Annotated in this window: 25 protein-coding genes and 1 pseudogene; 9 read left to right on the top strand and 17 right to left on the bottom strand. The window is 72.2% G+C overall.

Going from position 1 to position 24117, the window contains the following annotated elements; translation table 11 throughout:
- Nucleotides 1-2: 2 nt before the first annotated feature.
- From ACQEV8_RS01120 to ACQEV8_RS01110, 3 genes are all read right to left on the bottom strand, one after another.
- A complete protein-coding gene (locus tag ACQEV8_RS01120) occupies nt 3-353 on the bottom strand; it encodes a DUF488 domain-containing protein (protein ID WP_432956533.1) in 351 nt (116 codons plus the stop codon).
- A gap of 75 nt (nt 354-428) precedes the next feature.
- Nucleotides 429-680, bottom strand: coding sequence for a WhiB family transcriptional regulator (locus ACQEV8_RS01115; RefSeq protein WP_193478998.1), 252 nt, complete (start codon nt 678-680; stop codon nt 429-431).
- 103 nt (nt 681-783) lie between these two features.
- Nucleotides 784-2001, bottom strand: a complete 1218-nt coding sequence (locus ACQEV8_RS01110; RefSeq protein ID WP_432956531.1) for a saccharopine dehydrogenase family protein — start codon at nt 1999-2001, stop codon at nt 784-786.
- A gap of 112 nt (nt 2002-2113) precedes the next feature.
- On the opposite strand from ACQEV8_RS01110, the gene ACQEV8_RS01105 reads away from it, so the two are divergent.
- The gene (locus ACQEV8_RS01105; RefSeq protein ID WP_432956529.1) at nt 2114-2821 is read left to right on the top strand and encodes a TetR/AcrR family transcriptional regulator; all 708 of its coding nucleotides are present in this window, start codon (nt 2114-2116) and stop codon (nt 2819-2821) included.
- A gap of 11 nt (nt 2822-2832) precedes the next feature.
- Here ACQEV8_RS01105 and ACQEV8_RS01100 read toward each other — a convergent pair whose 3' ends face one another.
- Nucleotides 2833-3732, bottom strand: a complete 900-nt coding sequence (locus tag ACQEV8_RS01100; protein ID WP_432956528.1) for a LysR family transcriptional regulator ArgP — start codon at nt 3730-3732, stop codon at nt 2833-2835.
- A gap of 77 nt (nt 3733-3809) precedes the next feature.
- Between ACQEV8_RS01100 and ACQEV8_RS01095 the strand changes: the two genes are divergently transcribed.
- Nucleotides 3810-4427, top strand: coding sequence for a LysE/ArgO family amino acid transporter (locus ACQEV8_RS01095; RefSeq protein ID WP_432956527.1), 618 nt, complete (start codon nt 3810-3812; stop codon nt 4425-4427).
- 81 nt (nt 4428-4508) lie between these two features.
- A complete protein-coding gene (locus ACQEV8_RS01090; protein ID WP_432956524.1) occupies nt 4509-5801 on the top strand; it encodes an MFS transporter in 1293 nt (430 codons plus the stop codon).
- A 4-nt stretch (nt 5802-5805) separates the two neighbouring features.
- Here ACQEV8_RS01090 and ACQEV8_RS01085 read toward each other — a convergent pair whose 3' ends face one another.
- The 3 genes and pseudogenes from ACQEV8_RS01085 to ACQEV8_RS01075 all read right to left on the bottom strand — a co-directional run bounded on the left by ACQEV8_RS01085 (nt 5806) and on the right by ACQEV8_RS01075 (nt 8081).
- Complete coding sequence (locus ACQEV8_RS01085; protein ID WP_432956521.1) at nt 5806-6261, bottom strand: cyclic nucleotide-binding domain-containing protein; 456 nt, start codon at nt 6259-6261, stop codon at nt 5806-5808.
- Nucleotides 6262-6533: 272 nt separating this feature from the next.
- Nucleotides 6534-7823 (bottom strand): annotated as a pseudogene (locus tag ACQEV8_RS01080) (aminotransferase class I/II-fold pyridoxal phosphate-dependent enzyme); the annotation flags it as partial.
- 36 nt (nt 7824-7859) lie between these two features.
- Nucleotides 7860-8081, bottom strand: coding sequence for a hypothetical protein (locus tag ACQEV8_RS01075; protein ID WP_432956519.1), 222 nt, complete (start codon nt 8079-8081; stop codon nt 7860-7862).
- Between the two features lie 273 nt (nt 8082-8354).
- Between ACQEV8_RS01075 and ACQEV8_RS01070 the strand changes: the two genes are divergently transcribed.
- The 5 genes from ACQEV8_RS01070 to ACQEV8_RS01050 all read left to right on the top strand — a co-directional run bounded on the left by ACQEV8_RS01070 (nt 8355) and on the right by ACQEV8_RS01050 (nt 11602).
- Nucleotides 8355-8789 carry an ATP-binding protein gene (locus tag ACQEV8_RS01070; protein WP_432956517.1) on the top strand — a complete coding sequence of 145 codons (435 nt, stop codon included), beginning with the start codon at nt 8355-8357 and terminating at the stop codon, nt 8787-8789.
- Between the two features lie 202 nt (nt 8790-8991).
- Nucleotides 8992-9855: a SigB/SigF/SigG family RNA polymerase sigma factor gene (locus ACQEV8_RS01065; protein WP_432956515.1), complete on the top strand. Its 864-nt coding sequence runs from the start codon at nt 8992-8994 to the stop codon at nt 9853-9855.
- A gap of 28 nt (nt 9856-9883) precedes the next feature.
- Nucleotides 9884-10132: a DUF5133 domain-containing protein gene (locus ACQEV8_RS01060; protein WP_432956512.1), complete on the top strand. Its 249-nt coding sequence runs from the start codon at nt 9884-9886 to the stop codon at nt 10130-10132.
- A gap of 167 nt (nt 10133-10299) precedes the next feature.
- Nucleotides 10300-11139, top strand: coding sequence for a DUF1206 domain-containing protein (locus ACQEV8_RS01055; RefSeq protein WP_432956510.1), 840 nt, complete (start codon nt 10300-10302; stop codon nt 11137-11139).
- Nucleotides 11140-11167: 28 nt separating this feature from the next.
- On the top strand, nt 11168-11602 hold the full coding sequence (locus ACQEV8_RS01050) for a hypothetical protein (protein ID WP_184586420.1): 435 nt from the start codon (nt 11168-11170) through the stop codon (nt 11600-11602).
- 12 nt (nt 11603-11614) lie between these two features.
- Here the strand turns inward: ACQEV8_RS01050 and ACQEV8_RS01045 are convergent, their stop codons facing one another.
- The 8 genes from ACQEV8_RS01045 to ACQEV8_RS01010 all read right to left on the bottom strand — a co-directional run bounded on the left by ACQEV8_RS01045 (nt 11615) and on the right by ACQEV8_RS01010 (nt 20862).
- Nucleotides 11615-13858 carry an FUSC family protein gene (locus ACQEV8_RS01045; protein ID WP_432956508.1) on the bottom strand — a complete coding sequence of 748 codons (2244 nt, stop codon included), beginning with the start codon at nt 13856-13858 and terminating at the stop codon, nt 11615-11617.
- Nucleotides 13859-13941: 83 nt separating this feature from the next.
- Nucleotides 13942-15315: an NAD(P)/FAD-dependent oxidoreductase gene (locus ACQEV8_RS01040; RefSeq protein WP_432956507.1), complete on the bottom strand. Its 1374-nt coding sequence runs from the start codon at nt 15313-15315 to the stop codon at nt 13942-13944.
- Between the two features lie 244 nt (nt 15316-15559).
- Nucleotides 15560-17290, bottom strand: coding sequence for a PP2C family protein-serine/threonine phosphatase (locus ACQEV8_RS01035; protein ID WP_432956505.1), 1731 nt, complete (start codon nt 17288-17290; stop codon nt 15560-15562).
- Nucleotides 17287-18519 carry a SpoIIE family protein phosphatase gene (locus ACQEV8_RS01030; protein ID WP_432956503.1) on the bottom strand — a complete coding sequence of 411 codons (1233 nt, stop codon included), beginning with the start codon at nt 18517-18519 and terminating at the stop codon, nt 17287-17289. The genes ACQEV8_RS01035 and ACQEV8_RS01030 overlap by 4 nt, the downstream gene beginning before the upstream one ends.
- Nucleotides 18519-18959, bottom strand: a complete 441-nt coding sequence (locus ACQEV8_RS01025) for an anti-sigma regulatory factor (RefSeq protein ID WP_432972293.1) — start codon at nt 18957-18959, stop codon at nt 18519-18521. The genes ACQEV8_RS01030 and ACQEV8_RS01025 overlap by 1 nt, the downstream gene beginning before the upstream one ends.
- A complete protein-coding gene (locus tag ACQEV8_RS01020) occupies nt 18959-19378 on the bottom strand; it encodes an STAS domain-containing protein (protein ID WP_432956501.1) in 420 nt (139 codons plus the stop codon). The genes ACQEV8_RS01025 and ACQEV8_RS01020 overlap by 1 nt, the downstream gene beginning before the upstream one ends.
- Complete coding sequence (locus tag ACQEV8_RS01015; RefSeq protein WP_432956500.1) at nt 19375-20262, bottom strand: STAS domain-containing protein; 888 nt, start codon at nt 20260-20262, stop codon at nt 19375-19377. The genes ACQEV8_RS01020 and ACQEV8_RS01015 overlap by 4 nt, the downstream gene beginning before the upstream one ends.
- A gap of 198 nt (nt 20263-20460) precedes the next feature.
- Nucleotides 20461-20862, bottom strand: a complete 402-nt coding sequence (locus ACQEV8_RS01010; RefSeq protein WP_432956499.1) for an STAS domain-containing protein — start codon at nt 20860-20862, stop codon at nt 20461-20463.
- Between the two features lie 344 nt (nt 20863-21206).
- Between ACQEV8_RS01010 and ACQEV8_RS01005 the strand changes: the two genes are divergently transcribed.
- Nucleotides 21207-21578, top strand: coding sequence for a PRC-barrel domain containing protein (locus ACQEV8_RS01005; protein WP_432956497.1), 372 nt, complete (start codon nt 21207-21209; stop codon nt 21576-21578).
- Between the two features lie 48 nt (nt 21579-21626).
- Here ACQEV8_RS01005 and ACQEV8_RS01000 read toward each other — a convergent pair whose 3' ends face one another.
- Both ACQEV8_RS01000 and ACQEV8_RS00995 read right to left on the bottom strand, forming a co-directional pair.
- A complete protein-coding gene (locus ACQEV8_RS01000; protein ID WP_382595224.1) occupies nt 21627-22061 on the bottom strand; it encodes an ATP-binding protein in 435 nt (144 codons plus the stop codon).
- A 112-nt stretch (nt 22062-22173) separates the two neighbouring features.
- Nucleotides 22174-24072, bottom strand: a complete 1899-nt coding sequence (locus ACQEV8_RS00995) for an AMP-dependent synthetase/ligase (RefSeq protein ID WP_432956495.1) — start codon at nt 24070-24072, stop codon at nt 22174-22176.
- Nucleotides 24073-24117: the final 45 nt, after the last annotated feature.

Here is a 24117-nt window from a genome sequence, read left to right as displayed (position 1 = left end):
CCTCAGCCTTCGAGGAGGCGGGCCAGTACCGTCGCGTGGCTCTGTTCCGGCGTCTTGGACGCGGTCAGCAGTGTCACGTCGCCCTGGTGGACCAGGCCCCGTACCCGGCCCAGGAGTTCGGCGGCCTCGTCGCCGTCGAGCTCCGCCTCGTACCGCTCGGCGAACTCCTCGTAGGAGGCCTCGCCCGCGTGGTACCAGCGGCGCAGCTCAGTCGACGGGGTGAGCGCCTTCGGCCACTCGTCCACCCGGGCCGCGTCCTTCGACAGGCCGCGCGGCCACAGCCGGTCGACCAGGACGCGCGTGCCGTCGGCCGGCTCGGGAGGATCGTAGACACGGCGGACGCGCACGCTCATGGCCGGCCCCTTCTGTGACGGACGGGTATGGCGCGAGCGTAACCCCGGCCGCGCCGGACGGCCGGTGGAGGGACGTCAGCCGGAGCGGCGCCGGGCCGCCGCGCGCCGCTTCAGCGCACGCCGTTCCGTCTCGCTCGTGCCGCCCCACACACCGATGGACTGCCCCGTGTCCATGGCCCATTGCAGGCACTCGTCCTGGACGGGGCAGCGCCGGCACACCGACTTGGCCTGCTCCGTCTGCAGCAGGGCCGGGCCCGTGGTGCCGATCGGGAAGAAGAGTTCGGGGTCCTCGTGCCGGCAGGCAGCGTGGTCTCGCCAGTTGTCCATCGAAGTCACCTGCATCACAGTAGAAACGTGCCCGTTCGGATGCTTACTCCTTTTCGGGTGGCCTGTCGATGCCTCGTGAAACAAAATCGTACGGACAACAAGGTCACTGCTCGCGCATGCCCCAGGGCGAGCCGTACGCCGTCAGCAGGTCAAGGAACGGGCCGGCCGGGAACGCCTCCGGGCCGAGCACGCCCGTGCCCGACCAGGCGCCGGTGGCGAGGAGTTCGAGCGCGACGACCGGGTTGACGGCGGTCTGCCACACCACGGCCTGGCTGCCGTACTCCTTCATGGACCACTGGTTGTCGACCACGTGGTACAGGTACACCTCGCGCGGCTTCCCGTCCTTGACGCCCCGCACCCAGGTGCCCGCACAGGTCTTGCCGTGCATCCGCTCGCCCAGGGTCGCCGGGTCGGGCAGGCACGCGGCGACCACGTCCCGGGGCGAGACCGCCACCGGGCCCCCCGGCCCAGGCACGGTCACCGGGTCGGTGCGGTCCAGACCCAGCAGGTGCAGCGTCTTCAGCGTCTCGACGAACTCCCGGCCCAGGCCGTACTTGAAGGTGACCCGGCGTGCGTCGACCCAGCGCGGGACGAGCAGCACCTCCTCGTGCTCCACGTTGACGCACTCGACCGGGCCGATGCCCTCGGGGAAGTCGAAGACCTCGGGCTCGCTGAAGGGCTCGGTGGTGAACCAGCCGCGGCCGGTCTCGTAGACGACCGGGGGGTTGAGACATTCCTCGATGGTGGTCCAGATGCTGAACGAGGGCGCGAAGTCGTAACCGTCGACGGTCAGGTTCGCGCCGTCGCGGATGCCGATCTCCTCGATCTCGTCGAAGAGTTCGTCGGCGGCGTGGCGTGCGAAGACGTCCGACAGGCCCGGCTCCACCCCCATGCCGACGAGGGCCAGCACCCCCTCCTTCTCCCAGTCGGCCGCCTGCGCGAACTGGTCGTCGCCGAGCTTCACCCCGCACTCCGCGTACGGCCGGTCCTCGTGCGGGTGGGACAGCGACATCGCCATGTCGAGATAGGTGGCGCCCGCGGCGCGGGCCGCGCGGAACAGGGGCATCACGAAGCGGGGGTCGGTGGCGTTCAGCAGGACGTCGCAGCGGTGCCGTGCCAGCAGGCGGGCCACCGCCGCCTCGTCTCCGGCGTCCACCCGCTCGGCGGTGAACCGCGTGTCGCCGCCGAGCGCGTCGACCGCCGCCTCGGCCCGGGCCGGGGCGTAGTCGGCCACCACCATCGCCTCGAAGAACGGCCGCCGGGCCGCGATACGGGTGATCGCGCCGCCTACACCGCCGGCGCCCACGAGCAGTACACGCATGACAGAAACTCCCTATTTGCGAAGAACGTGGCGGGCCCTTGAGGAGATGAAACGCCGCCCTCTGTCTTAAGGTCAATGGCGTTGGCATAAGGCATCGAGGGAGGGAGCCGTCGTGCCGAAGCCCGTGGTGCGCGAGGAGAAACGCCGTCGGCGCAGGCCCACCAAGAGCGGCACCGTGCTGTCCGAAGAGCTGATCGTCGAGACGGCGCTGCGCATGCTGCACGAACACGGCAGCGCGGGACTGACCGCCCGCAGGATCGGCCTGGCCCTGGACGCCGACCCGAGCACCCTCTACCGGTACTTCCGGGGCATGGACGACCTGACGCTCGCCATCGGCGACGCGCTGATCGGGCAGGCGCTCGGCGGCTGGGCTCCCACGGGGGAGTGGCGGGCGGACCTGCGGGGCGTCGGGCTGCGCATCCACGCCGCGTACGTGGCGCATCCGCAGGCGGCCGTGCTCACCGCCAGCCGTGTCTCGGGGCGGGCCCACGAACTCGCCGCCGACGAGGCGGTCCTGGACGTCCTGCGCACGGCGGGCTTCCCGCTGGCGGACGCGGTGCGGGTCTACCACGCCTTCGTCGACACGACACTGGCCTTCGCCGCACTCGACGCCGCCTCCTTGGCGCTGCCCCGTGCCTCACTGCACGCCGACGAGGAGATGTGGCGTTCGACGTACGCCCGCCTGCCCGCCACCACTCACCCCCGCATCGCGGAAGCGGCACCCCTGCTCGCCACCCGCATGCTGACCAGCGCCTATCCGACGGCCCTGGACATGCTGCTGCACAGCGCGGCGGCGCAGTTGGACAGCATCGGGGAGTAGGGCGGCACGCCTCAGTCGCGCAGCGCCTCAGCGGCGGTCGCCGTCACCGTCTCCGCGACCTGCGCCAGCGCAGGGGAGTCGAGCTTCCACTGCTGCCAGTACAGCGGGACGTCCACCGTCCGGCCCGGGGCGAGTCCGACGAGCCCGCCGGTGCGCAGCAGGGGGTCCGCCTGCGCCTCGGGCACCAGGCCCCAGCCCAGCCCGGCGGCCACGGCGTCGACGAATCCCTCCGAGGTCGGTACGTAGTGCCGCAGCGCGCTCGCGCCGCTCCGCCCCCGGGTGAGCCGGCGCACGAAGCCGTCCTGGAAGTCGTCCCTGCGGTCGAAGGTCACGACGGGCGCGTCGAGAAGCACCTGCTCAAGGGGGCCGCCGAGATGACGTGCGGCGAAGTCAGGCGCGGCCACCGGGACGTAGCGCATCCGCCCGAGGGACCGCACCGAGCAGCCCGGCACGGCTTCCGGCGACGAGGTCACCGCGGCCATCACCACCCCCTCCCGCAGCAGCGCCGCCGTGTGGTCCTCGTCCTCGCGGCGCAACTCGAAGTAGAGCCGCAGCTCCTTGGGCACGCGCGTGAGTACCCCGAGGAACCAGGTGGCCAGCGAGTCCGCGTTCACCGCCACCGTGACCCGGGTCGGCTCGCCGGTACCGCTCAGGCCCAGCTCCGCGTACGCGTCACGCTCCAGCCGCGCTACCTGGCGGGCCAGCCGCACCAGCACCTCGCCCGACTCGGTCGGCCGCACCGGCTTGGTCCGCAGCAGCAGGACCCGCCCCGTGCGCTGCTCCAGCGCCTTCACGCGCTGACTGATCGCCGACGGCGTCACATGCAGGGCGGCCGCCGCCGCGTCGAAGGTGCCCTCGTCCACGACCGCGAGCAGGGTCCGCACCTGGTCCAGAGGCAGGTCCGCCATCATCGAGTCATCACGTGCGCTAATGATACGTAAGAATCTTTAGCTGTACCCGAGACGGGTCCGTCCGTAGCGTCAAGGTCATGACCAGCACCTTCACCGCCGCAGCCGCGGGATTCGGTACCGGACTGTCCCTCATCGTCGCCATCGGCGCGCAGAACGCCTTCGTCCTGCGCCAGGGGATCCGTCGCGAAGCCGTCCTCGCCGTCGTCGGCATCTGCGCCCTCTCCGACGCCGCCCTCATCACGCTCGGGGTCGGCGGCGTCGGCGCGGTGGTGGTGGCGTGGCCGGGCGCGCTGACGGCGGTCGGCTGGATCGGCGGCGCGTTCCTGCTCTGCTACGGCGCCCTGGCCGCCCGCCGGGTGTTCCGGCCGGGCGGCGGCGGACTCCGGGCGGAGGGGGAGGCGGCCGGAGGCCGCCGCCGGGCCGTGCTCACCTGTCTGGCGATGACCTGGCTCAACCCGCACGTCTACCTCGACACCGTGTTCCTGCTGGGCTCGGTCGCCGCCGACCACGGCCCACTGCGCTGGACGTTCGGTCTCGGGGCCGTCCTGGCCAGCCTGTGCTGGTTCACCGCACTCGGCTTCGGCGCCCGGCTGCTCGGCCGTCACCTCGCCAAGCCCGCCGCCTGGCGCGTCATGGACGGCGTGCTCGCCGCCACCATGATCGTGCTCGGCGCCGCGCTCATCGCCGGAAGCTGACACCTCGGCCCGGGCGCTCGGCGGCTGGTGGGACAGTGATCCCCGGCCGGGTAGATGTAGCGAGCATCCAGGAAGCGACGAGTGGACACGAGCGAGAGCAGGGCGGACGAGCGGGATCCGGTGCCGGAGGCACCCCGGCGCCGTGGCTGGCGGCGCTGGGCCATGGACACCCGTCCCCTGCGCCGCCCCGCCTACCGGCGGTTGTGGGGCTCGACCATCGTCACCGCCGTAGGCAGCCAGCTCACCGCCGTCGCCGTGCCCAAGCAGATCTACGACATCACCGGCTCCTCGGCCTGGGTCGGCGCCGCGAGCCTGGCGGGCCTCGTGCCCCTGATCGTGTTCGCGCTGTGGGGCGGGGCGATCGCCGACAGCATGGACCGGCGCAAGCTCCTGCTGATCACCAACAGCGGCATCGCCGTCACCTCGCTGCTGTTCTGGCTCCAGGCCTTCGCCGGTCTGGAGTCGGTGGCCGCGCTCATGGTGCTCCTCGCGATGCAGCAGGCCTTCTGGGGCCTGAACGCGCCGGCCCGCACCGCCTCCATCGCCCGCCTGGTCCCCGAGGACGAACTGCCCGCGGCGGGCGCCCTCGGCTCGACCGTGATGCAGACCGGCCAGGTGGCAGGCCCGCTGCTCGCGGGCGCTCTCATCCCCGTGATCGGCCTGCCCGAGCTCTATCTGATCGACGCCCTGGCCCTGTGCGTCACGGTGTGGGCGGTGTACCGGCTGCCGTCCCTGCCGCCCCTGGCCGGCACGGGCAAGCGCCGCGCGGGCGTGCGGGAGATCGCCGCCGGTTTCCGCTACATCTCCGGGCACACCGTGCTGTTGCTGTCGTTCCTCGCCGACATCATCGCCATGGTCCTCGGCATGCCGCGCGCCCTGTTCCCGCAGCTCGCCGCCCAGACCTACGCGCCCTACGGCGAGGGGCTCGCGCTGGGCCTGCTGTTCGCGGCCATCCCCATCGGCGCTGTGCTCGGCGGATTGTTCTCAGGCACCTTCTCCCGGGCGCGCCGGCACGGCTGGATGGTCATCGGGGCGGTGGTCGCGTGGGGGGCGGCCATCGCGGGCTTCGGGCTGAGCGGCAGTCTGTGGGTCGGGGTGGCGTTCCTCGCCGTGGCCGGTGTGGCCGACATGGTCTCGATGGTCTTCCGGGGAGCGATCCTGCTGTCCGCCGCCACCGATGAGATGCGGGGGCGCATGCAGGGCGTCTTCACCGTCGTCGTGGCGGGCGGCCCGCGCCTCGCCGACGTGCTGCACGGCACGGCGGGCTCCGCGTTCGGCCCCCGCACCGCCGTCACGGGCGGCGGCCTGCTGGTCGTCGCCGTGATGCTGGCCCTGGCCGCCGCGGTACCGGCGCTGCGCCGCTACCGCGTCTGAGGTGTCACAGTGCCCCTCGCCGGTGGAGTGTGTACTGCTCCATCAGCTTGCCGCGGGTCATCTCCAGCCGGTGCGCGAGTACCTCGGCGACCGACCGCACCAGCAGCAGCCCCAGCTTGGAATCCTCCTCGCACAGCTCCAGCACGGCCGCCGCGTCGAACTCGTAGGCCCGGACGGGGCTGAACGCCACCGCGCCGAAGTCCCAGGTGTGCGGCGGGAACAGCCAGGACCAGCCGAGCAGGTCGCCCGCGCCGAGGCTGGCCACGGTCACCCGTTGCAGGGAGTTGACCTCCTGATCCAGGGAGACCGCACCGGAACGGATGACCCAGAAGCGGTCGGCCGCGCCGCCCGCCTCGAAGATGCGGGTGTCCTCCGGGAAGGACACCTCCCGGGCGAGCGTCATCAGACGCTGCCGCTGGGGCGGTGGCAGGGCGGTCAGGAGTTTGATCGCTTTGGTCATGACGCGGAGCTCCTCGCCGGGCGGTCGACTTCCGGTGCTTTCTCCCTACGCCCATTTCAGCCGCTGGCGCGGCCTCGGGCACCTCGGCGTGCCCAACTTTCTCCGGGCATGAAAAAGCCCTGGCTGGACGGGGGAGACCAGCCAGGGCCGTTAGCGGTGACGGACGGAGGAACGCGGGTTCGACCCCGCCATCACGTATGAATGAACGATAAACCATTCAAGGGTCGTGTGTGCACCCCGGACCGGGCCGGGTGACCCGTTTCACGTCGGAGTCACCGTGCGCTGTCGGCGACGACACGGACCGTATCCGGCTTCGAGTCCGTGGGATCGGGCAGGTGCATGCCCGCCGCCAGCCCGGTGCGCAGATACGCCAGCACCGGCTCGGTGAGGCGCTCACCCGGGAGGACGGCCGGGATGCCGGGCGGATACGGCGTGATCATCTCCGCCGCGACCCGTCCGGCCGCCTCGGCCACCGGCGCGTCCTCGGCCGGGCCGAAGAAGGCGTCGCGGGGCAGCACCGCCTGTTCCATCCGCAGCTCGGCCGGCGACGGCACCTCCCCCTCGGCGCCCGGGGCAGATCCCGCGCGGCCCGCGCGAGATCGCGCGGCGCCTCCAGCAACTGCCCGGTCGTCTCCCGGTCGTCGCCGTGGGTGATCTGCATGCCGATGCGCCGGTGGTCCACCAGATGCGCGTCGATGTGCCGGTGCTCGCGCAGCCAGTCCGCCGCCTGGAAGCCCGTGATCCCGAGCCCGGTGAGATCGATGACGCCGGGCAGCGGGTCGAAGTCGTCGGCCAGGCCCGGGCCGCAGAAGTCCCGCCGGTCGTTGACGTGCAGCCCGTCGATCTCCTCGATGGCCGACCTGACCTCGGCCGCGAGATCCAGCGCGCCGCCCATCAGTTCCTCGCCGTGCAGCGCCATCTGCCGCCGCCAGCCGTCCAGACCCGCGAAGATCAGCACCGACGGGCTGGTGGTGCCCAGCAGATCCGCGCGCAATCGCCAGCAGCGTCGGCGGGACCAGGTCGCCCCGCAGATGGAAGACGGAGCCCTGTTCCAGGCCGCTGCCCATCTTGTGGATGCTCGTCACGCAGATGTCCGCGCCCGCGTCCGTCGCCCAGGACGGCAGATCGGGGTGGAACGGCAGATGCCCGCCCACGCCTCGTCCACGATCAGCGGTCGCGTACGCCGGTGGTACACCTGGGCGATCGCCCGGAGGTCCGCGCAACCGCCGTACGGCGTGGGGCTGGTGACCAGCGCGCCCCGCGCGTCCGGGTGGGCCTCGAAGGCCCGCTCGAAGTCCTCGGCGGACGGCGGATGGGCCAGTTTCCGTTCGGCGCCCCAGCGGGGTTCGACCCAGACGGGTTCGATGCCGGACAGGATCAGGCCCGACACCACCGACTTGTGCGCATCACGCCCGATCAGCAGCTTCTCGTGCGGCCCTGCGGCCGACAGCATGGCCGCCTTCACTGACAGGGAACTGCCGCACGTACTGAACAGTGTGCTCGGCGTGCACCGCGTCGGCCATCAGCTCCTGTGCCCGCTGCAGCACCCGCCCTCGGGTAATCGGCCTCTGTCCGGCCCCGGGCACGGGCCCCTCCGGTCAGCCCTCCGGACTGTGCTTGCCCGGAGTCAGGATCTCGTCCAGCACCGTGACCACCGCCTCGTAGGACATCCCTCGTACGGTCGCGTCCCTGGCCCCCTTCGGGTCGGTCGCGCTCAGTTCCTCGCTCCTGGCATGCCACGTCCGCTCCTCCCGCATCGCGCAGGCCCTCGCGCGCCGGATGCGCCGCAGCAGTTCGTCCGAGTCCACCACATCGGTCATGCATCCCGCCTACCCACGCAACGCGCCGAGATGGCACCTGCCGGCGGCCGTTCGGGCGCATTTCGTCAGGAGGAGGCGGACCGGAGGTTTGCAGGTGCGGGGATAGGTCAGCCGAAGAGAAGAGGACCGCGGCGCTCGCGAGGTGCGCGCCCCGAACGCCGCGGCAGGTTGAAGGAAGCAGTGGGCACCGTGAGCCCCAGGCGTGCCCCAGCGGGCGGCCACGGAACGCGGGCCGGACCCGGCTTCCGTCTTCACCGACCAGGGAGCTGAAGGATGTGCGACGAGCACATGATCGAATCCGTACTCGGGCCGCTCGGCGCGGACCGGGCCCGGCCGTGCAAACCCGCCGAGGCGCGCCGGGCCGTGGAGCGAGCCGTGGCTGAACGCTGCCGCGACACGCACACACCGTGCGACACGGACGCGCTGTCCGACGCGCTGCTCGTCGTCTCGGAGCTGACGACCAACGCGATCCTGCACGGCGGCGGCGTCACCGACTTCCGGGTCGACGTCGACGGCCCCGGCGTGCGAGTCTCGGTGAGCGACCGCAGTGACGAACTGCCCGTGACCGCGCCGCCCACCGATCCGCACGGACGGATGCGGCACGGGGGCCACGGCTGGCCCATCGTGTGCCGGCTCTCCCGTGACGTCCGCGTCTCGGACCTGCCCGCCGGCGGTAAGTGCATCACCGCCCTCGTACCCCTCGCCTGAAGACCCGGTTGCCGGCTCCCGGGCAGATTGCACAGCAAAGTGGAGTTTGTTCCACCGGGCGCAGGGCAGTCGCAATCTCGTGCTTCGGACCGGAGGCGCGCCAGCGGGAGCGGTATGACTGCCCCGGAGGCCCTCCAGGCGATCCGGGCAGCGACGTTCCCGCGGTAGACCCTGAAATCACCGTTGTCAGGAGCGAATCCGCATGCTCATCGACACGCCCACCAACCGCCCCGACACGCCCGGAACGACCACCACCGCCTCCCGGCGGCGGCACGACGACGCCCCCGACACAGCGGCCCTCTTCACCCGTCTGGCCGCACTGGAGGAGGGCCCCGAGCGGGAGGCCGTCCGCGACGAGCTCGTCACGCTGTGGCTGCCCATGGCCCACCGCATCGCCGGCCGCTTCCGGGAACGCGGCGAGTCGCTCGAGGACCTCAAGCAGGTGGCGGCCCTGGGGCTGGTCAAGGCCGTCGACCGGTTCGACCCGAGCCGGGGAGCCTTCGAGAGCTACGCCGTCCCCACCATCACCGGCGAGGTCAAGCGGCATTTCCGGGACCGGATGTGGGCGCTGCGGGTCCCCCGCCGAGTGCAGGAACTGCGCAACAAGGTGAGGGTGGCACGCCGTGAACTCACCCAGAACCCGGGCAGCCCCGAGCCCTCCGTGGCGGACCTCGCCGCCCGCACCGGCCTGACCGAGGAAGAGGTCGGCGCCGGGCTCGAGGCGCTGGAGAGCTTCAGCACTCTGTCGCTGGACGCCGAGCTCTCGGCCGACGACGACGGCTACAGCCTCGCGGACACCCTCGGCGCGGCGGACGCCTCCTACGAGGTCGTGGTCGACCGCGAGTCCGCCAAGGAAGGCCTGCGCCGCCTGCCGGAGCGCGAACGGGCCATTCTCTACATGCGCTTCTTCGAGGACATGACGCAGAGCCGCATCGCCGACCACCTCGGCATCTCCCAGATGCACGTCTCCCGTCTCATCAGCCGCAGTTGCGCCCGGGTGCGCGACGAGGCCATGGGGCAGCGGACGGGCACCCGGGACAGCGGCGGCACCTCCACGACGGCCTGACCCCCCGACCCACGAGGACGACAACCACATGCTGAGACCCCACCCCGCCGTGCTGCGCCGCCTCGTCGACGAGTACGAGGCACTGGCGTCGGCCGCCGCGGCCGAGAGTGCCCCGGCAGAGCACGGTCCGCGGGCACGCGACCTGGCGTACACGCTGTGCGTCTCCACTGGCACCCGTGACATCGGGCGAGCCCTGGCAGTCGCTCACCAGTGGCTCGCGACCGCGACCGCGCCCGCGCCCGCACCGGCCCGGGACACTGCTGCCCTGGCCACCTGACGACGGGCCGCACAGGGGCCCGGCCGACGGCATCAGCCGCGGCCGGGCCCCTTCGCGTACCCGCGGGGCCCGGGCCCGCGGGGCGACCAGGCCGGAATACGCCGGCCAGGCTGCCTGCCTGGTGTGCGTCCGCCGGACCGGGGCATCCGGAACGCCGGGAGGTCGACATGAACACGAGTGCGATGGCACAGACCGGACGGTTCCGGGCCCGACGGGCGGCACGGGGTTCGGTGACGGAGGGGGCGGCACGGGCGGGACTCGCCGCCCGGGGCGTGATCTATCTGCTCGTGGGCGCGTTGGCGCTGCAGATCGCCTTCGGCGACACCAAGGAACAGGCCGATCGCGGAGGAGCCCTGGCGGCGATCTCGCAGAAGCCGTTCGGAGCGGTGCTGCTCTGGGCCCTGGGCATCGGGCTCGTCGGCATGGCCCTGTGGCGGCTGTCAGAGGTGTTCTTCGGCTCCGTCGGACAGGACGGCCGCAGCGCCCGCAAACGGCTGATGGCGGCGGTTCGCTTCGCGTTCTACGTCTTCGTCGCTTACTCCGTGCTGTCGTTCGCGGCCAGCCGCGATCAGAGCGGCGGCGGCTCCAGCGACCAGCAGTCCCGGGACGCCACCGCCAGGGCACTGGAGGTACCTGCCGGGCAGTGGCTGGTCGGCGCGGCCGGGATCGCGATCGTCGCCGCGGGCGGGTGGATCGGCGTACGGGCGGTCCTGCGCAAGTACCACGACAAGCTCCGGCTCGGGCAGATGGGCCCCCGCACCCGGCGGCTGGTGGACGTCACGGGCGTGGCGGGCGGTGCCGCCCGCGGCCTGGTCTTCGCCGTGGCCGGTGTCTTCGCAGTGCGCGCCGCGATCGACTACGAACCCGACAAGGCCAAGGGCCTGGACGACACCCTGCGCACCTTCGCCGACACCCCGCTCGGCCCCTGGCTGCTGGTCTGCGTCGCGGCCGGGCTCGTGCTCTTCGGGGTGTTCTCCTTCGCCATGGCTCGCTGGCGACGCGTCTGAGGCGCGGCGTACGGGGAACACGAAGCCAATGAGCGATTCCGAGATTCCGCATGGCGACGACCGGCCCGTGGACATGTACCTGGACCTCCTGCGCATCCGGATGGACACCGAGGACTACCGCCTCCTCATGCGCGTGGTGGAACCGGTCCTCGAGGCGATCGACGAGGAGCGCCTGTCCAGCCTCGACTTCGCGCTCGACTCCGGGGCCGGCGACGAACTGCCCCAAGAGGTGCGTGACGAGGTGGCCCTCGTCATCGCCACCGCCGTCACCGGCCGCCTGGACAACGAAGTGGTCGAACTCGACGTCGACGACACCGGCCCGGTCAGGATCGTCACGGACGCGACCACCGCGTCCGACCCGGACCGGCTCGGCGAGATTGCCGACTACATCAAGGAACGGCACAGGCAGACCGAAGAGCTCCGGGGCATCGCCGAGGTGAGCGGACTGCCCACGGACTTCTGAGCGGTACCCGCCTCAGCCCCGGGGTTCCGCCACCGGCACGCCGAGCGGCCGGGCCAGGCCCACCACGGCCTCGTCCAGCCGCTCCAGGTGCCGCAGCACGCGGTCGGTGATCCGGCCGTAGCGCGGGGTGCCGGCGTCGGACCCCAGCAGCGAGGCGATGCTCGGGCCGGTTTCCACCCGTGCCCCGGTGTGCTCGTCCTCGACCCGGGCCGCGATGGTCCCGATGTTGCGCACTGTACGCGCCGCGGCCCCGCGCAACCGCGGGTCCGCCGCGATCGAGGGATGCGTGGGCAGCAGCTCGGCGGTCGCCGCCAGGGTCCGCGCGTGGTAGGCGCACGTCTCCAGCAGCGCCACCACGTACCGGGCGGTGTGGCGTCGGGCCCGCAGCGGCGTGACCGGGTGGGTCAGCGGCTGGGTGGCGGCCCGCAGGTCGGCCAGGGCCTGGTCCAGGTCACGTGCCTTGTCCAGCAGCTCGTCCGCGGGCCCGCCGCTGAGCTGTCCGACCGCGGCCTCGGTGACGTCGGCCAGCCGCTCGAGCACGGTGCCGAGCAGCTCGTTCGTACGGCGGTCGGTCCGCACCGGCAGGACCAGCGCCGCCGCGACCACGCCGCAGGCGGCACCCAGGGCCGTCTCCTCCACCCGCAGCACGAGCACGTCGAGGCTGTAGGTGTGCAGCAGCGTGTACAGCAGCCCCAGCATCGCCGTGACGAAGAACGACATCAGCGTGTACGACAACGGCGCCGAGTAGAACATCGCGAAGATCAGCACCAGCACCAGCGCGAACGCCGTCCAGGTGTGCTGACCGACCAGGCCCGCCAGCACGATCCCGGCCACGACGCCGAACACCGTGCCGAGCAGCCGCCGGTAGCCCTTGACGAGGATCTCGCCCGTCGAGGCGGTGTTCAGAAAAACGATCCAGCAGGTCAGCACGGCCCAGTACCAGCGCTGTGTGGACAGCAGCTCGCCGCCCACGATGGCCAGCGTCGAACCGACCGCGACCTGTACCGCCGCACGCGTGGTGGGCCGCCGCAGCCCCGTCTCCTCCTCCGCGGCCGGCTCCTCGCCGCCGCCGTCGATCGCGGCGTCCTCGGCGTCCAGCTCCTCGCGGGAGCGGGCCGTGGCAGGCGTGTCGTCCGACTCGTCCTGCGGGCCGTCCAGCGCGATCCGCAGACCCATGACCGCGCGGGCCGACTCGCCGATGCCCCGGAACACGTCCTGGACGGCGGCGGGCGCGGCCGGCAGGTTCTCCTCGTCCCGGTAGCCGAGAAGCCGGTTGCGTACGTGGGCCAGGCCTGTGCCCGTATTGCCGCTCCCGGCCCGCAGCACGAGGGCGTGCAGCGCCTGGAGATCCCGGCGGAGCGTTCCGGTGGCCTCGTCCGGCACCGCCGGCGCGCTCAGCGACGGCGCGGGCGCGCCCGGCAGGTGCAGGGTGAGGGTGTCGGCACGCTCCGCGCTGCGGGCGGTCAGCAACAGCAGACCGAGCCGTTCGGCGGCGATCTCCGCGTCCGCGACCCGGCGCTGCACGAGCCGTGCCACCGCCTCGTCCGGGGTGCCCTCGTCCAGCTGGGCCTGGATCATCATCGCCGTCTCGTGCAGCCGCGCTGTGCCCTCGCGCACGGCGTCCAGGGCCTTGTCCATCTCGTCCCCGTCGGCGTCGAGGAGGTCGAGCTGCGCGGACACCAGCTGGGCCAGCCGGGCGCGGAAGGCCAGCCGCAGCCGCATCAGGACGCCCGTGGGCGTCGCGGGCACCACCGCGAAGCGCATGACGGCACTGGAGCAGAACGCCACGGCCATGACGCCGCACAGCGCGGGCAGCGAGGAGACGGTGACGCCGACGAACAGGGACAGGAAGTAGATCTGGAAGCCGATCAGCCCCAGCGCGGTGCCGCGGTCGCCGAACCTGCGGCCGTAGACCGCGCAGAAGATCAGGACGACGAAGAAGATGTCACCGACGTAGAGACGCGCGTTCAGAAAGGCGCCCAGGGACACGGAGGCCAGCGCCACCGGCAGCCCCAGCGCCAGCGTCACGGCCTGGGGGCCGAGCTGCTTCTCCCGGATGGCGAAGGTGGCGACCATCGCCGCCATGGCCCCCGCCACCAGCTGGTGCACATCGGCCCCGAACAGGCTGAGCACCGCCAAGGTGAGCGCGATGGCGCCGACCGTGCGCAACCCGGCCGTCAGGCGCAGCAGTCCGGGGTCGGACGCCGCGATCCGGTCCCGCAGACCTGCCCACACCGACCGTCCTGCTGCCCTCACACCGCCGCACTCTCTCCCGACCCACACCAAGATCCGCGTCTCAGCATGTCATGCCGGAATCGGAAGCTCCCCTTCGACCCTGTCTAGTCCCGCCGGCCGGTCCCCTCGATGTGCTCCCGCACCTGTTCCGGCGTCAGATAGGCGTCCGTGTATTCGAAGTCCTTCAGCCGGGCGGCCTTGCGGGTCTGGAAACCGGTCCGTACGAAGTCGTCGCCGGCGACCGCGTTGAGCAGCCAGTTCGTCATCACCCGCGTCTTGGCCACGTTGGTGCGCAGCGCCGACCAGTGGTAGCCGCGGGCGACGGCCTGGGCGGGCAGGCCGCGCAGTTCGATGCCCAGCGGCTTGGAGACCGCGTCGGTGCCACCGAGGTCGACGACGAGCCCGAGATCCTTGTGGACGTAACGCTGCATCGACTGCCCCCGCAGCGCCGCGATGACGTTGTCGGCGACGTGCTTGCCCTGCCGCAGGGCGTGCTGCGCGGTGGGCGGGCACATGGCGCCGTCGTCACCCTTGGCCAGGTCGGGCACCGCGGCCGAGTCGCCCAGCGCGAACACCCCGTCGTTGCCCGGCAGGTTCATCTCGGGGGCGACCGCGAGCCGTCCCTTGACCGTCTCGGCGCCGAGCGTGGCGATGAGGGGGCTGGCGACGACCCCGGCGGTCCAGATGAGCGTGCGGGTCGGGATCACCCGCCCGTCGGTGAAGGTGACCTCCTCGGGGCCGGCCTTGGCGATGGAGGTGCCCAGGGAGATCTCGATGCCCCGCCGGCGCAGGATCTCCTGCGCGCTGCTGCCGAGCTTGTCGCCGAGCTCCGGCATGAGCTTCGGCGCGATGTCGATCAGATGCCACTTGATCAGCCCCGGGTCCAGCCGCGGGTAGCGCTTCACGGCGGCGTGCGTCAGGCGCTGCAGGCACGCCGCGGTCTCGGTGCCCGCGTAGCCGCCGCCGACCACCACGAACTGCAGTCGCGAGGCCCGCTCGTCCGGGTCCTGGCTCGCGTCGGCCAGATCCAGCTGCGAGATGACGTGGTCACGGACGTACGCCGCCTCGGCGAGCGTCTTCATCCCGAACGCGTGATCCGTCAGACCGGGGATGTCGAAGGTGCGGGTGATGCTGCCGGGCGCCAGCACGATGTAGTCGTACGGCTCGTTGACGATCTGGTCGGTGATCGTGCGGATGACGCAGACCTTGGACTTGAGATCGACGCCGATGGCCCCGCCCGGAATGATCCGCGTGCGGTACTTCTTGCTGCGGCGCAGGGAGACGGCGATCGACTGTGGCGTCAGCACGCCGGAGGCGACCTGGGGAAGCAGCGGCAGGTAGAGCTGATAGGCGAACGGCGTCACCAGCGTGACGTCGGCCTCGTCCGGGGAGAGTTTCCGTTCCAGACGGCGGACGCACTCCACGCCGGCGAAGCCTGCGCCAACCACCAGGATCCTGGGTCGTGTCACGGTGTTCATCCCTTTCTGCGGCTCCAGGCGGTCTGCCTCGAACGCCTTTCGACTGCCCATGGATCGCCGGTTCGCACCCCTTCGATCCCACCCCGTGTCCGGCGGGTACGCCAGTCGGACACGGCAGGCAGACGAACGCGTCGATCACCACCATGCCCGCACCGTGGCCGAAAAGCACCAGGCGGGAGTGAAGAACGCGTGCAAGGCACGGCCGGCCGGACCCGCTGCCCAAGCACATCACCTGGACGCGCCGTCAGGACGCGGCGTCGCCCTGCAGATGACACAGCAACAGACACACGTCGTCGTCGCGCTCGGAGTCGCTCAGCAGCGGAGGCAGGAGCCGGTCCGCCGAACCCTCCAGATCCTCGTCCAGCTCCGCGGAACGGACCCCGCCGAGCGCCGCGGCCAGCCGCTCGATACCCGGGTCTATGCCCTGCGCGCGCCGCTCGACCAGGCCGTCCGTGTACAGCGCGAGCGTCGAGCCGGGCTCCACCCGCTCCGTGTGGTCGGCGATCTCCTGGGTGAGCGGGATGCCGAGCATGGCGCCGGGTTTGGCGTCGAGCGTGCGCACGGTCCCGTCGGGCAGCCGCAGCACCGGCGGCGGATGTCCCGCGGCGGCCCAGGTCAGGGTGGGTTCGTCCGGGTGGAAGCGGGCGATGACGGCGGTGGCGTACAGATCGGGCTGCAGATGGTGCAGGAACCGGTGCAGCCGGGTCAGCAGCCGGCCCGGGCTGTCGCCGTCGACGGCGTACGCCCGCAGCGCGGTGCGCAGCTGGCTCATCATGACGGCCGCGTGCAGTCCGTGCCCGGTCACATCGCCGATGACCGTGATCAGACCGCCGTCCCGCTGGCGGAACGCGTCGTACCAGTCACCGCCGATGTTCATCCCGTGCGTGGCGGGCAGATACCGCGCGGCCAGGCTCAGGCCCGGCGTCGTCGGCAGATCCGTGAGCAGGGCACGCTGCAGGGTCTCCGCGATGTCGCGGTTGTGCTCGAAGCGCCGGGCGTTGTCGATCGCGATGCTGGCCCGCCGGGTCAGCTCGATCAGCATCACCGCGTCGTCCGGGTCCCAGCGCCCACCGGGCGGCGACAGGGTCAGGACGCCCAGCGGCGCCCGCCGCGTCGGCAGCGGGACACACAGCAGCGGCCGCCCGGGGTCCAGCGCCGACGGCGGCTGGTCCTCGACGCCGGGCAGGCCTCCCGGATGGTCGGCGGCGTACTGGGGCCGGCCGGTCCGGGCCGCGACCACGGCGGCGGCCGGATGCGGCGCCGACCCGTGCCGGTCGTCCTCGTGGTCGAACAGCCAGATGTCGACGCTGCGCGCGTACTCCGGCACCAGCAGGTCAGGCAGCCGGCGCACGATCTCCTCGTGATTGAGCGAGGCCGTCAGCACGGCACTCGCGTCCGCGAGGAAGGTCAGTCTGCGGCGGGCGCTCTCCGCCTCGTTGCGTGCGCTGCGCTCGGCGGCGAACGCCTCGCGCTGGGCCCGTCCGGCCGCGTCCAGCTCCGCGTGCAGCGCCAGGACGCCCTGGTTCGTCTGGTGCAGCTCCTCGCGGTGGAAGGAGACCAGGTCCTCCTGATCGGTGAGCCTGTCCAGCACCACGGCTGTGTCCTCGTCGGCACCGAGCAGCGCCTCCGCGAGGGCGGCCGGGTCGTCCGCGACGGTGCCGCTCTCCCCTGCCCGGGCCACCTCGGGACAGGGGACCGTGACCTCCCACGGCGGCTCCCCGGCCGCGGCGGACGCCTCCGGTGACGGTGTCACCACGGCGTGCAGCAGTCCTTCCTCGGCGGGGGAGCCCGCCAGGTCCATGGTGAGCAGCCACGTGCCGCCCTTGGTGAGGCACTGGCGCAGCTGGGCGCTGAGAGCGGCGGCCAGTCTCGTCCGTTCCACGGTGGGCACACCGTACGCGGCGGCCAGGCGAGCGAGGGCGATGCGGGCGCGTGCCGCATCGGTGACGGTGGTGATCTGCCAAGTGCGCGTCATGGGAGGTCCGGCGGGGTCGGAGTCAGCACGGCCACGGCGGTGTCGTCCCGCACCGGCCGGGCGGGACTGCTCGCGTCACGTATCGTCACGGCGGCCGTCACGGCCGGGTCGGCCATGGACGGACCGGCGTCGGACGGTGGTGTCCAGCGGCTGGGCAGGCCGTCGGTGTGCATGATCAGCAGCCGGTCGTCCGCCCAGTCGGCTTCCTCCTCGCGGAGGGTGCCGGGCCGGTGGACGCCGACGATGCCGGGCCGCGACAGCAGGTGGCGCCAGGTGCCGTCCGTACGCAGCCGTGCCCCCACGTTCCCGATGCCGGCGAACCGCAGCCGCCCGGCCCGCAGGTCGAGCTGGGCCAGGGCGACGGCCGCACCCCGGGTGCCCTTCAGCGTGTCGTGCAGCCTCCGCAGCGCCTCGGCGGGGGAGAGGTGCGCCCAGCGGTGCAGCGCCACGACCGCGGCGGACGAGGCACGAGCGGCCTCCGGACCGTGCCCCAGGCCGTCCGCCAGCATCAGCGTCACCCGCTCCCCGGCCCGCAACCACGCCCACGCGTCACCCGAGCACCCCGCTCCCGCGTAGGGGATGTTCACGCCTCCGGCCCGCACGGCGCGGGCCGGCTGGGACCAGGGGCCGTTCCGTGTTTCTGTCCCGACTTCGTTCTCGCGGACACCGCCGTCCCGGGACCCGCCGCCGGACCACCCCGGCACGGCACCACCCGGCGTGTCGGCCCCGGCCACGTCACCCCGGCTCCCCGAGACCCCGTCCGCCCACACGCGCACGGCCGGCCCGGCGGGCGTGCCGTCGCCGCGCGGGGTGGTGCCCATGCGGGCCACCACGACCGTGCCGCGGCCGGACGTGCTGTGCAGGCCGAAGTCGTCGGCGAGACGCAGACACGTGCCGAGGCCCGCGCCGAGCGAGCGGGTCGTGGAGAAACCGTCGCGCAGCGCCGCGGGCACGTCGGCGATGCCCGGGCCGTGGTCGATCGCGGCGATCTGCACGAACCTGGAACCCTCACGCCCCTCCCGCAGCACGGGCGGCGCCACGATGTCGATGAGCACCTGACCGCCCTCGGCGTGCTTGAGCAGATTCGTGGCGAGCTCGGTCGCGACCAGCGCGGCGGCCGCGGTGCGCCGCTCGTCGAGACCGGCCAGCGCGGCCGCGTCCTCCGCGGCGACCCGCGCGTCGCGCACCCGCGTCGAGTCGCGCACCGGGACGTCCCACACGCGCGGCATCAGGCCTCCTCGCGCGGACGCGGCGGCTGGGCGACCCAGCAGGTCACCCGCACGGTGGTGCCGTCGCCCGGCGTACTGTCGATGTGGAAGTCGTGCACCAGGCGCCGTGCGCCGCTCAGTCCCATGCCCAGCCCGCCGCCGGAGGTGTAGCCGTCGCTGAGCGCCCGGTCCAGGTCGGCGATGCCGGGCCCCTCGTCGGTGAAGGCCAGCCGCAGGCCCTGCGCGCCCGCGCTGCTGACGCGCGTCGCCTCCATCTGTCCGCCACCGCCGTGCACCAGGGTGTTGCGGGCCAGCTCACTGGCCGCGGTGACCAGCTTGGTCTGCTCCACCAGGCCGAAGCCGAGCCGGGCCGCGGCCTGCCGTACATGCTGTCGCACCCACACCAGGTCCAGGTCCGACCGGATGGGCAGGCAGGCCTCCACGCCCGCGGCGGTGTGCATCACGCACTCTCCTGACGCGGGCCGCCGGGACGGGTCACCGGGCTCTGCCGCGCGAGGAGCTCCATGCCCGCCTCGGTGCTGAGCGCGGTGCGCAGCCCCGGGAGCGTCAGCCCCAGTTCCACCAGGGTGATGGCGACCGCCGGGCGCATGCCGGCCACCACGGTCCGCGCGGCCAGCAGCTTGGCCTGCGCGGCGATCTCGGCCAGCACGCGGCCGAGGAAGGAGTCGACGATCTCCACGCCGGAGATGTCGATGAGGACACCGCGCACCCCGGTACGGGAGATCGTCTCCGCGAGGTCCTGCTGGAGCTGCTGCGCGGTGCTGTCGTGAAGGTCCCCCTGGAGCGTGACCAGGAGGACGTCGCCGAGCCGCAGGACCGGCACATGGCCCGGGACGGGACGGAGGTAGGCGTCGCTCACCGCTGTCCCGCACCCGCGTTCACGATGTCGGCGCCGAGCTGGTGCAGCGCGTACCCCAGCGCGTCGGCGAGGTTCGCACGGGTGATCACGTCCAGGTCCAGACCGAGGTGGACGATGGTCTGCGCGATGGCGGGACGGATGCCGGAGACGATGCACTCCGCCCCCATCAGCCGCGCGGCGGCGACCGTCTTCATCAGGTGCTGCGCCACCAGCGAGTCGACCGTGGGCACACCGGTGATGTCCAGGATCGCGAACCGGGCGTGCTGGTCGACCACGGCGTCCAGCAGCGTCTCCATGACCACCTGGCTGCGAGCGCTGTCGAGCGTCCCGATCAGTGGCACGGCCACGATGCCGTCCCACAGCCGGATGACGGGCGTGGCCACCTCCATCAGCTGCAGCCGCTGCCGGTCGCTGAGCGCCTCCCACTCGCTCAGCGCCGTCTGCATGGCCACCAGCCGCAGGGTGCCCATCAGCACGGTCAGCGCGGTCGAACACGCCCGCAGGTGCTCGGGCGGCGCCTGCTCCAGATCTGCGGCCAGCAGGTTCTCGACCGGCGGCCGCAGGGCGGCCAGCTCGCTGGACACCTGGGTGTTGGACAGCCCGGCACGGGAACGGGCCGCGCCCATCCGGGCGAGCTGCTCCCGCACCCCGCTGAATCCCGCGGCGTCCGGGTCCTCCACCTGGTCCGAGTCGGCCACCTGCGCCAGCGCGTCCACGATGACCTTGCCCGCCTCCACCGCCTCGTCGCGCGAGACGGTGAACACGGTGCGGAACAGGGGCTCGTCCGCCCACCGCTGGGCGATCTGTTCACGCCGGCGGTGCAGGAAGTCCCTGACCTCCTGGGTGGGCAGGGCGAGCTGTCCGTCCGCTTCGTGCTCCGGCACCTGGTTCTCTCCTCATCCGCGTTGCGTCGACCGAGCCCGCTTCGGAAACGAGAACGGCGTGGTGACACTTGCCGGGCGACAACTCTAACCATGCCCCGACCTCGTACGACACCTGCTCCGGCGCGAGCGATCCGGTTCAGGGAACCGGTGCTTGGCCACCGCCGGCGGCCGGTGCCGTGCCCGAGGGGACCCGGGTCGTCAGACGCCCGCTTCCCCCGGCTCCTCGGGGGTGTCCGGCATCTCGTCGGCCCGGGCCAGGGCCTCGTCCACGCTCTCCGATATCGGCACCGTGATGCTGACGCCCGTCAGGTCGAGGATGCGGCGTACGGCGGACGTCGGGCTGATGACCTGCACGCTGCCGGCCGTCCTGCGGGTCTCCTGGTACACGCGGAGGATGATGTTCATCCCCGACGAGTCCATGAAGGGGACGGACGACAGGTCGAGCAGGAAGTGCCGTCGGCCGTGGTGGAGTTGGTTGGCCAGATGAGCCTGGAACTCGGTCGCGGTGTCGACGTCCAGGTAGCCGTCGACCGTGATCAGGGCCACGTCCTCACGGGGCAGCTCGACTTCCACGGACAGCGGGTTCTGGGCGAGGGGCACGGATACCTCCAACAAGTGCTACGGCCTGGTCTGGTCACCTCTCAGGGGTGACCGCGGTACGGGGCGACGCCGGTCGTGGGGCGGGCTCGAATGCCGTGTGTCATGTGCCTCCCTTCGCCACCGGGCTCCGTTTTCACCGCGCCCCCGCGATTACCCCGGAAACCGGCCTCCATTCCCTCTGCCCCGAACCTCTCCGAGACCCGCCGCTCCGCGGCGTACGGTGGCAGGGGTGTGCGCCGAATGCGCGTGCGGCAGGAGGGTAATTGCTGCTGTGGAGCCGGGTGGGCGGGAAACGTCCGCCGGGGGATCCGCTATCCGCACACCGCGAGGGAGGATGGAGCAGCGTGGCCATCGACAGAATCTGGTCGTACGCGCCGGACAGCGGTCACGTCGAGGGGCAGGACCTGACCGGGTTCACCGTCGCCGCGACCGACGGCACGATCGGGCACCTGGACCGCGAGGCCGCCCCGCACGGCATGCGGCACCTGATCGTCGACACCGGAGTCTGGGTGTTCGGCCGCAGTGTGCTGGTGCCGGCCGGAGTCGTCATCGGCATCGACACGCAGACCCGGAAGATCACACTGGCCTGCACCAGGGGAGACGCGAAGGAGGCCCCTCGCTTCCAGACGGACAGCGAGACCAGGGACCGGGAGTACCTGACGGCCGTGGGCGACTACTACGACCGGCTGCCGCCACGCGAGACGACCCCGGTCTGAGCCGGTCCGAGCGGGTCACGGGCGCGCCGCGCCCGTGACGCTCCCGGTTCACCAGGGCAGGAACACGTGCACGTCCTTGCCGCGCTCGTCGGCCACCACACTGACCTGGTCGCACAAGGTGTGGATCAGATGCCAGCCGATGCCGCCGCCACCGCTGCGCGGATCGAAGGGCCGCGGGGCGGGCTCCGTGCTGCTGGAGTCGTGCAGCACCACGTGCACCCCGTCGAAGGTCCGGCGCATCCGCAGCGCGAACGGACCCGGGGCGTACTGGACCGCGTTGGCGGCCAGCTCCGTCACCACCAGCAGGATGTCGTCCCAGTACTCGGGGGCAGAGGGCGGCGAGGATCGTGCCAGGTCACGCAGGAACCCCTCCGCGGCCAGCCGCGCGCCGGTCACGTCGTGCGGCTCGCCCACGAAGCTGTTCGTGCGGCTCGGGATGTCCTCGGAGGTCAGTGCGTCGTCCCCACGCGGCTCGGTTGACATATCGCCTTTCCGGCCCGGTCGTCAGCAAGGGCTGTCGTCAGGGCTGTCGTCCTCTCTTGCGTCGCCACTGTCGTGTTCCCGTGCGGGCGCGGACTACGCGTCCGGTCCCTGTTCAACGGAACACGTTGTCCGAGTCGTCCCAGTGCGACGGATCCTCTTGGGGCCCTGTCCGCCCGGGACGCCTGCGCGACTCGTACATCGCGTCGATCTCGGCCGCGCAGTGCCGCACGATCTCGTCCCGGCGCAGTTTCATCGACGGCGTCAGCAGCCCGTTGGTCACGTCGAACGGCTCCGGCAGGACCCGGAACACCCGGATCGACTCCGACCGCGACACGGCACTGTTGGCCGCGGCCACGGCCCGCGCGACCTCCTCCCGCAGCGCGTTCTCCTCCCGCGCCTCCCGCATCTCGCCCTGCAGCGCCAGTGCCGCCCGCCAGTGCGCGAGGAACTCCGGGTCCAGCGTGATCAGGGCGCCGACACAGGGCCGGTTGTCGCCCACGACCACCGCCTGATGGATGAGCGGGTGCATCCGCAGCCGCTGTTCCAGGGAGGCCGGGGCGACGCTCTTCCCGCTGCTCGTGATGATGATGTCCTTCTTGCGGCCGGTGATCGTCAGATAGCCCTCCGAGTCCAGGCGCCCGAGGTCACCGGTGGCCAGCCAGCCGCCGCGCAGCGCGGCCCGGGTGCCGGCGTCGTCACCCACGTACCCCTGGAACACCGACGGGCCGCGTACCAGGATCTCCCCGTCGTCGGCGACCTCGATCTCCGTGCCGGGCAGCGCCTGCCCCACGGTCCCGGACTTCTCCCGGCCCAGCGGCTGCATCGTCACCCCGCCGCTGGTCTCCGTCAGGCCGTAGCCGTCGTTCACGTAGATGCCGATGCCCTCGTAGAAGAGGGACAGGTCGCGGCTGAGGGGAGAACCGCCGGACGTCGCCCGCCGCACCCGGCCGCCCAGCGCGGCCCGCAGCCTGCGGTACACCGTGCGGTCGTACAGGGCGTGCTGCAGCCGCAGATCGAAACCGGGCCCGCGGCCCCGGCCCAGCCGCTGGCGTTCGAGGGCCGCGGCGAAGTCCCGCGCCGTCTCCGCGGCCCGCTCGAACAGCCCGCCGTGGCCCCCCTGCTGCGCCGTGCGCAGGAAGTTCTTGTAGATCTTCTCGAAGACCGACGGGACCGCGTAGAAGTACGTGGGCCGGAAGGAGCGCAGCGCCGAGAACAGCGCCTCCCCGCCGAGGTCGGCCTGGTGTCCCATCAGCAGTCCGCCGCGCACGCACAGGCCCTGGATCATGAGCCCGTAGACATGCGAGAAGGGCAGGAACGCCAGCACGGAGCCCTGCTCCCCGCGCGGTGTCGCCGTCCGGCCCCAGCCGGCCAGCAGTGTGTCGCAGGGCCCGGCCAGGTTGCGATGGCTGAGGGCACAGCCCAGGGCATGGCCGGTCGTGCCGGAGGTGTAGGCGATGACGGCCGTGGAGTCCGGCAGCACGATGCGACGCATCGAGTCGACCGTGGCGAGCGGCACGGACTCCCCGCGCACCGCCAGCTCGTTCAGCGCGCCCGCGTCCAGCTGCCACACGTGGCTCAGCAGCGGCAGCGCCGCGCACACCGAGCCGACGGTCATGACGCCCTGCTCGTCCTCCACCACCACGGCCACACAGCGGGAGTCCCGCAGGATCCACTGCACCTGGTCGCGTGACGCCGACGGGTAGACCGGGACGACCTCGGCGCCCACGGCCCACAGCGCGTAGCACAGGACCGTCCACTCGTACCGGGTGCGCGCCATGATCGCCACGCGGTGGCCCGGCGCGATCCCGGACGCGATCAGGCCCTTGGCCGCGTCCACCACCTCGTCGCGCAGCTCGATCGCCGTCACCTCCTCCCACACGGCGGAGGCGGGGTCGGTGCGGCGGGCGAGCATCGGCCGGGTGGGTTCGCGGTCCGCCGTCTCGAAGACGCTGTCGGCGAGCCCGCCGGTCAGGGGCGAGAAGGCCGGTGGAGCGAGGGCCGTGTCGCGCATGCACTGCTCCTGACGTGTACGGGGTGTGACATTGCCGACGGGTAC

This window comes from Streptomyces sp. CA-179760, assembly GCF_050937045.1.
Classification (GTDB): Bacteria; Actinomycetota; Actinomycetes; order Streptomycetales; family Streptomycetaceae; genus Streptomyces.
This window is presented reverse-complemented; position numbering and strand designations above follow the sequence as displayed.

Excerpts from the sequence above, each read along its gene's own strand:
- ACQEV8_RS01040 (WP_432956507.1), bottom strand. The coding sequence starts at position 15,315 with ATGAACACCGTGACACGACCCAGGATCCTGGTGGTTGGCGCAGGCTTC.
- ACQEV8_RS01100 (WP_432956528.1), bottom strand. The coding sequence starts at position 3,732 with ATGATGGCGGACCTGCCTCTGGACCAGGTGCGGACCCTGCTCGCGGTC.
- ACQEV8_RS01110 (WP_432956531.1), bottom strand. The coding sequence starts at position 2,001 with ATGCGTGTACTGCTCGTGGGCGCCGGCGGTGTAGGCGGCGCGATCACC.
- ACQEV8_RS01120 (WP_432956533.1), bottom strand. The coding sequence starts at position 353 with ATGAGCGTGCGCGTCCGCCGTGTCTACGATCCTCCCGAGCCGGCCGAC.
- ACQEV8_RS01030 (WP_432956503.1), bottom strand. The coding sequence starts at position 18,519 with ATGCCGCGCGTGTGGGACGTCCCGGTGCGCGACTCGACGCGGGTGCGC.
- ACQEV8_RS00995 (WP_432956495.1), bottom strand. The coding sequence starts at position 24,072 with ATGCGCGACACGGCCCTCGCTCCACCGGCCTTCTCGCCCCTGACCGGC.
- ACQEV8_RS01025 (WP_432972293.1), bottom strand. The coding sequence starts at position 18,959 with ATGCACACCGCCGCGGGCGTGGAGGCCTGCCTGCCCATCCGGTCGGAC.
- ACQEV8_RS01085 (WP_432956521.1), bottom strand. The coding sequence starts at position 6,261 with ATGACCAAAGCGATCAAACTCCTGACCGCCCTGCCACCGCCCCAGCGG.
- ACQEV8_RS01050 (WP_184586420.1), top strand. The coding sequence starts at position 11,168 with ATGAGCGATTCCGAGATTCCGCATGGCGACGACCGGCCCGTGGACATG.
- ACQEV8_RS01070 (WP_432956517.1), top strand. The coding sequence starts at position 8,355 with ATGTGCGACGAGCACATGATCGAATCCGTACTCGGGCCGCTCGGCGCG.
- ACQEV8_RS01060 (WP_432956512.1), top strand. The coding sequence starts at position 9,884 with ATGCTGAGACCCCACCCCGCCGTGCTGCGCCGCCTCGTCGACGAGTAC.
- ACQEV8_RS01035 (WP_432956505.1), bottom strand. The coding sequence starts at position 17,290 with ATGACGCGCACTTGGCAGATCACCACCGTCACCGATGCGGCACGCGCC.
- ACQEV8_RS01000 (WP_382595224.1), bottom strand. The coding sequence starts at position 22,061 with ATGTCAACCGAGCCGCGTGGGGACGACGCACTGACCTCCGAGGACATC.
- ACQEV8_RS01065 (WP_432956515.1), top strand. The coding sequence starts at position 8,992 with ATGCTCATCGACACGCCCACCAACCGCCCCGACACGCCCGGAACGACC.
- ACQEV8_RS01115 (WP_193478998.1), bottom strand. The coding sequence starts at position 680 with ATGGACAACTGGCGAGACCACGCTGCCTGCCGGCACGAGGACCCCGAA.
- ACQEV8_RS01095 (WP_432956527.1), top strand. The coding sequence starts at position 3,810 with ATGACCAGCACCTTCACCGCCGCAGCCGCGGGATTCGGTACCGGACTG.
- ACQEV8_RS01075 (WP_432956519.1), bottom strand. The coding sequence starts at position 8,081 with ATGACCGATGTGGTGGACTCGGACGAACTGCTGCGGCGCATCCGGCGC.
- ACQEV8_RS01055 (WP_432956510.1), top strand. The coding sequence starts at position 10,300 with ATGAACACGAGTGCGATGGCACAGACCGGACGGTTCCGGGCCCGACGG.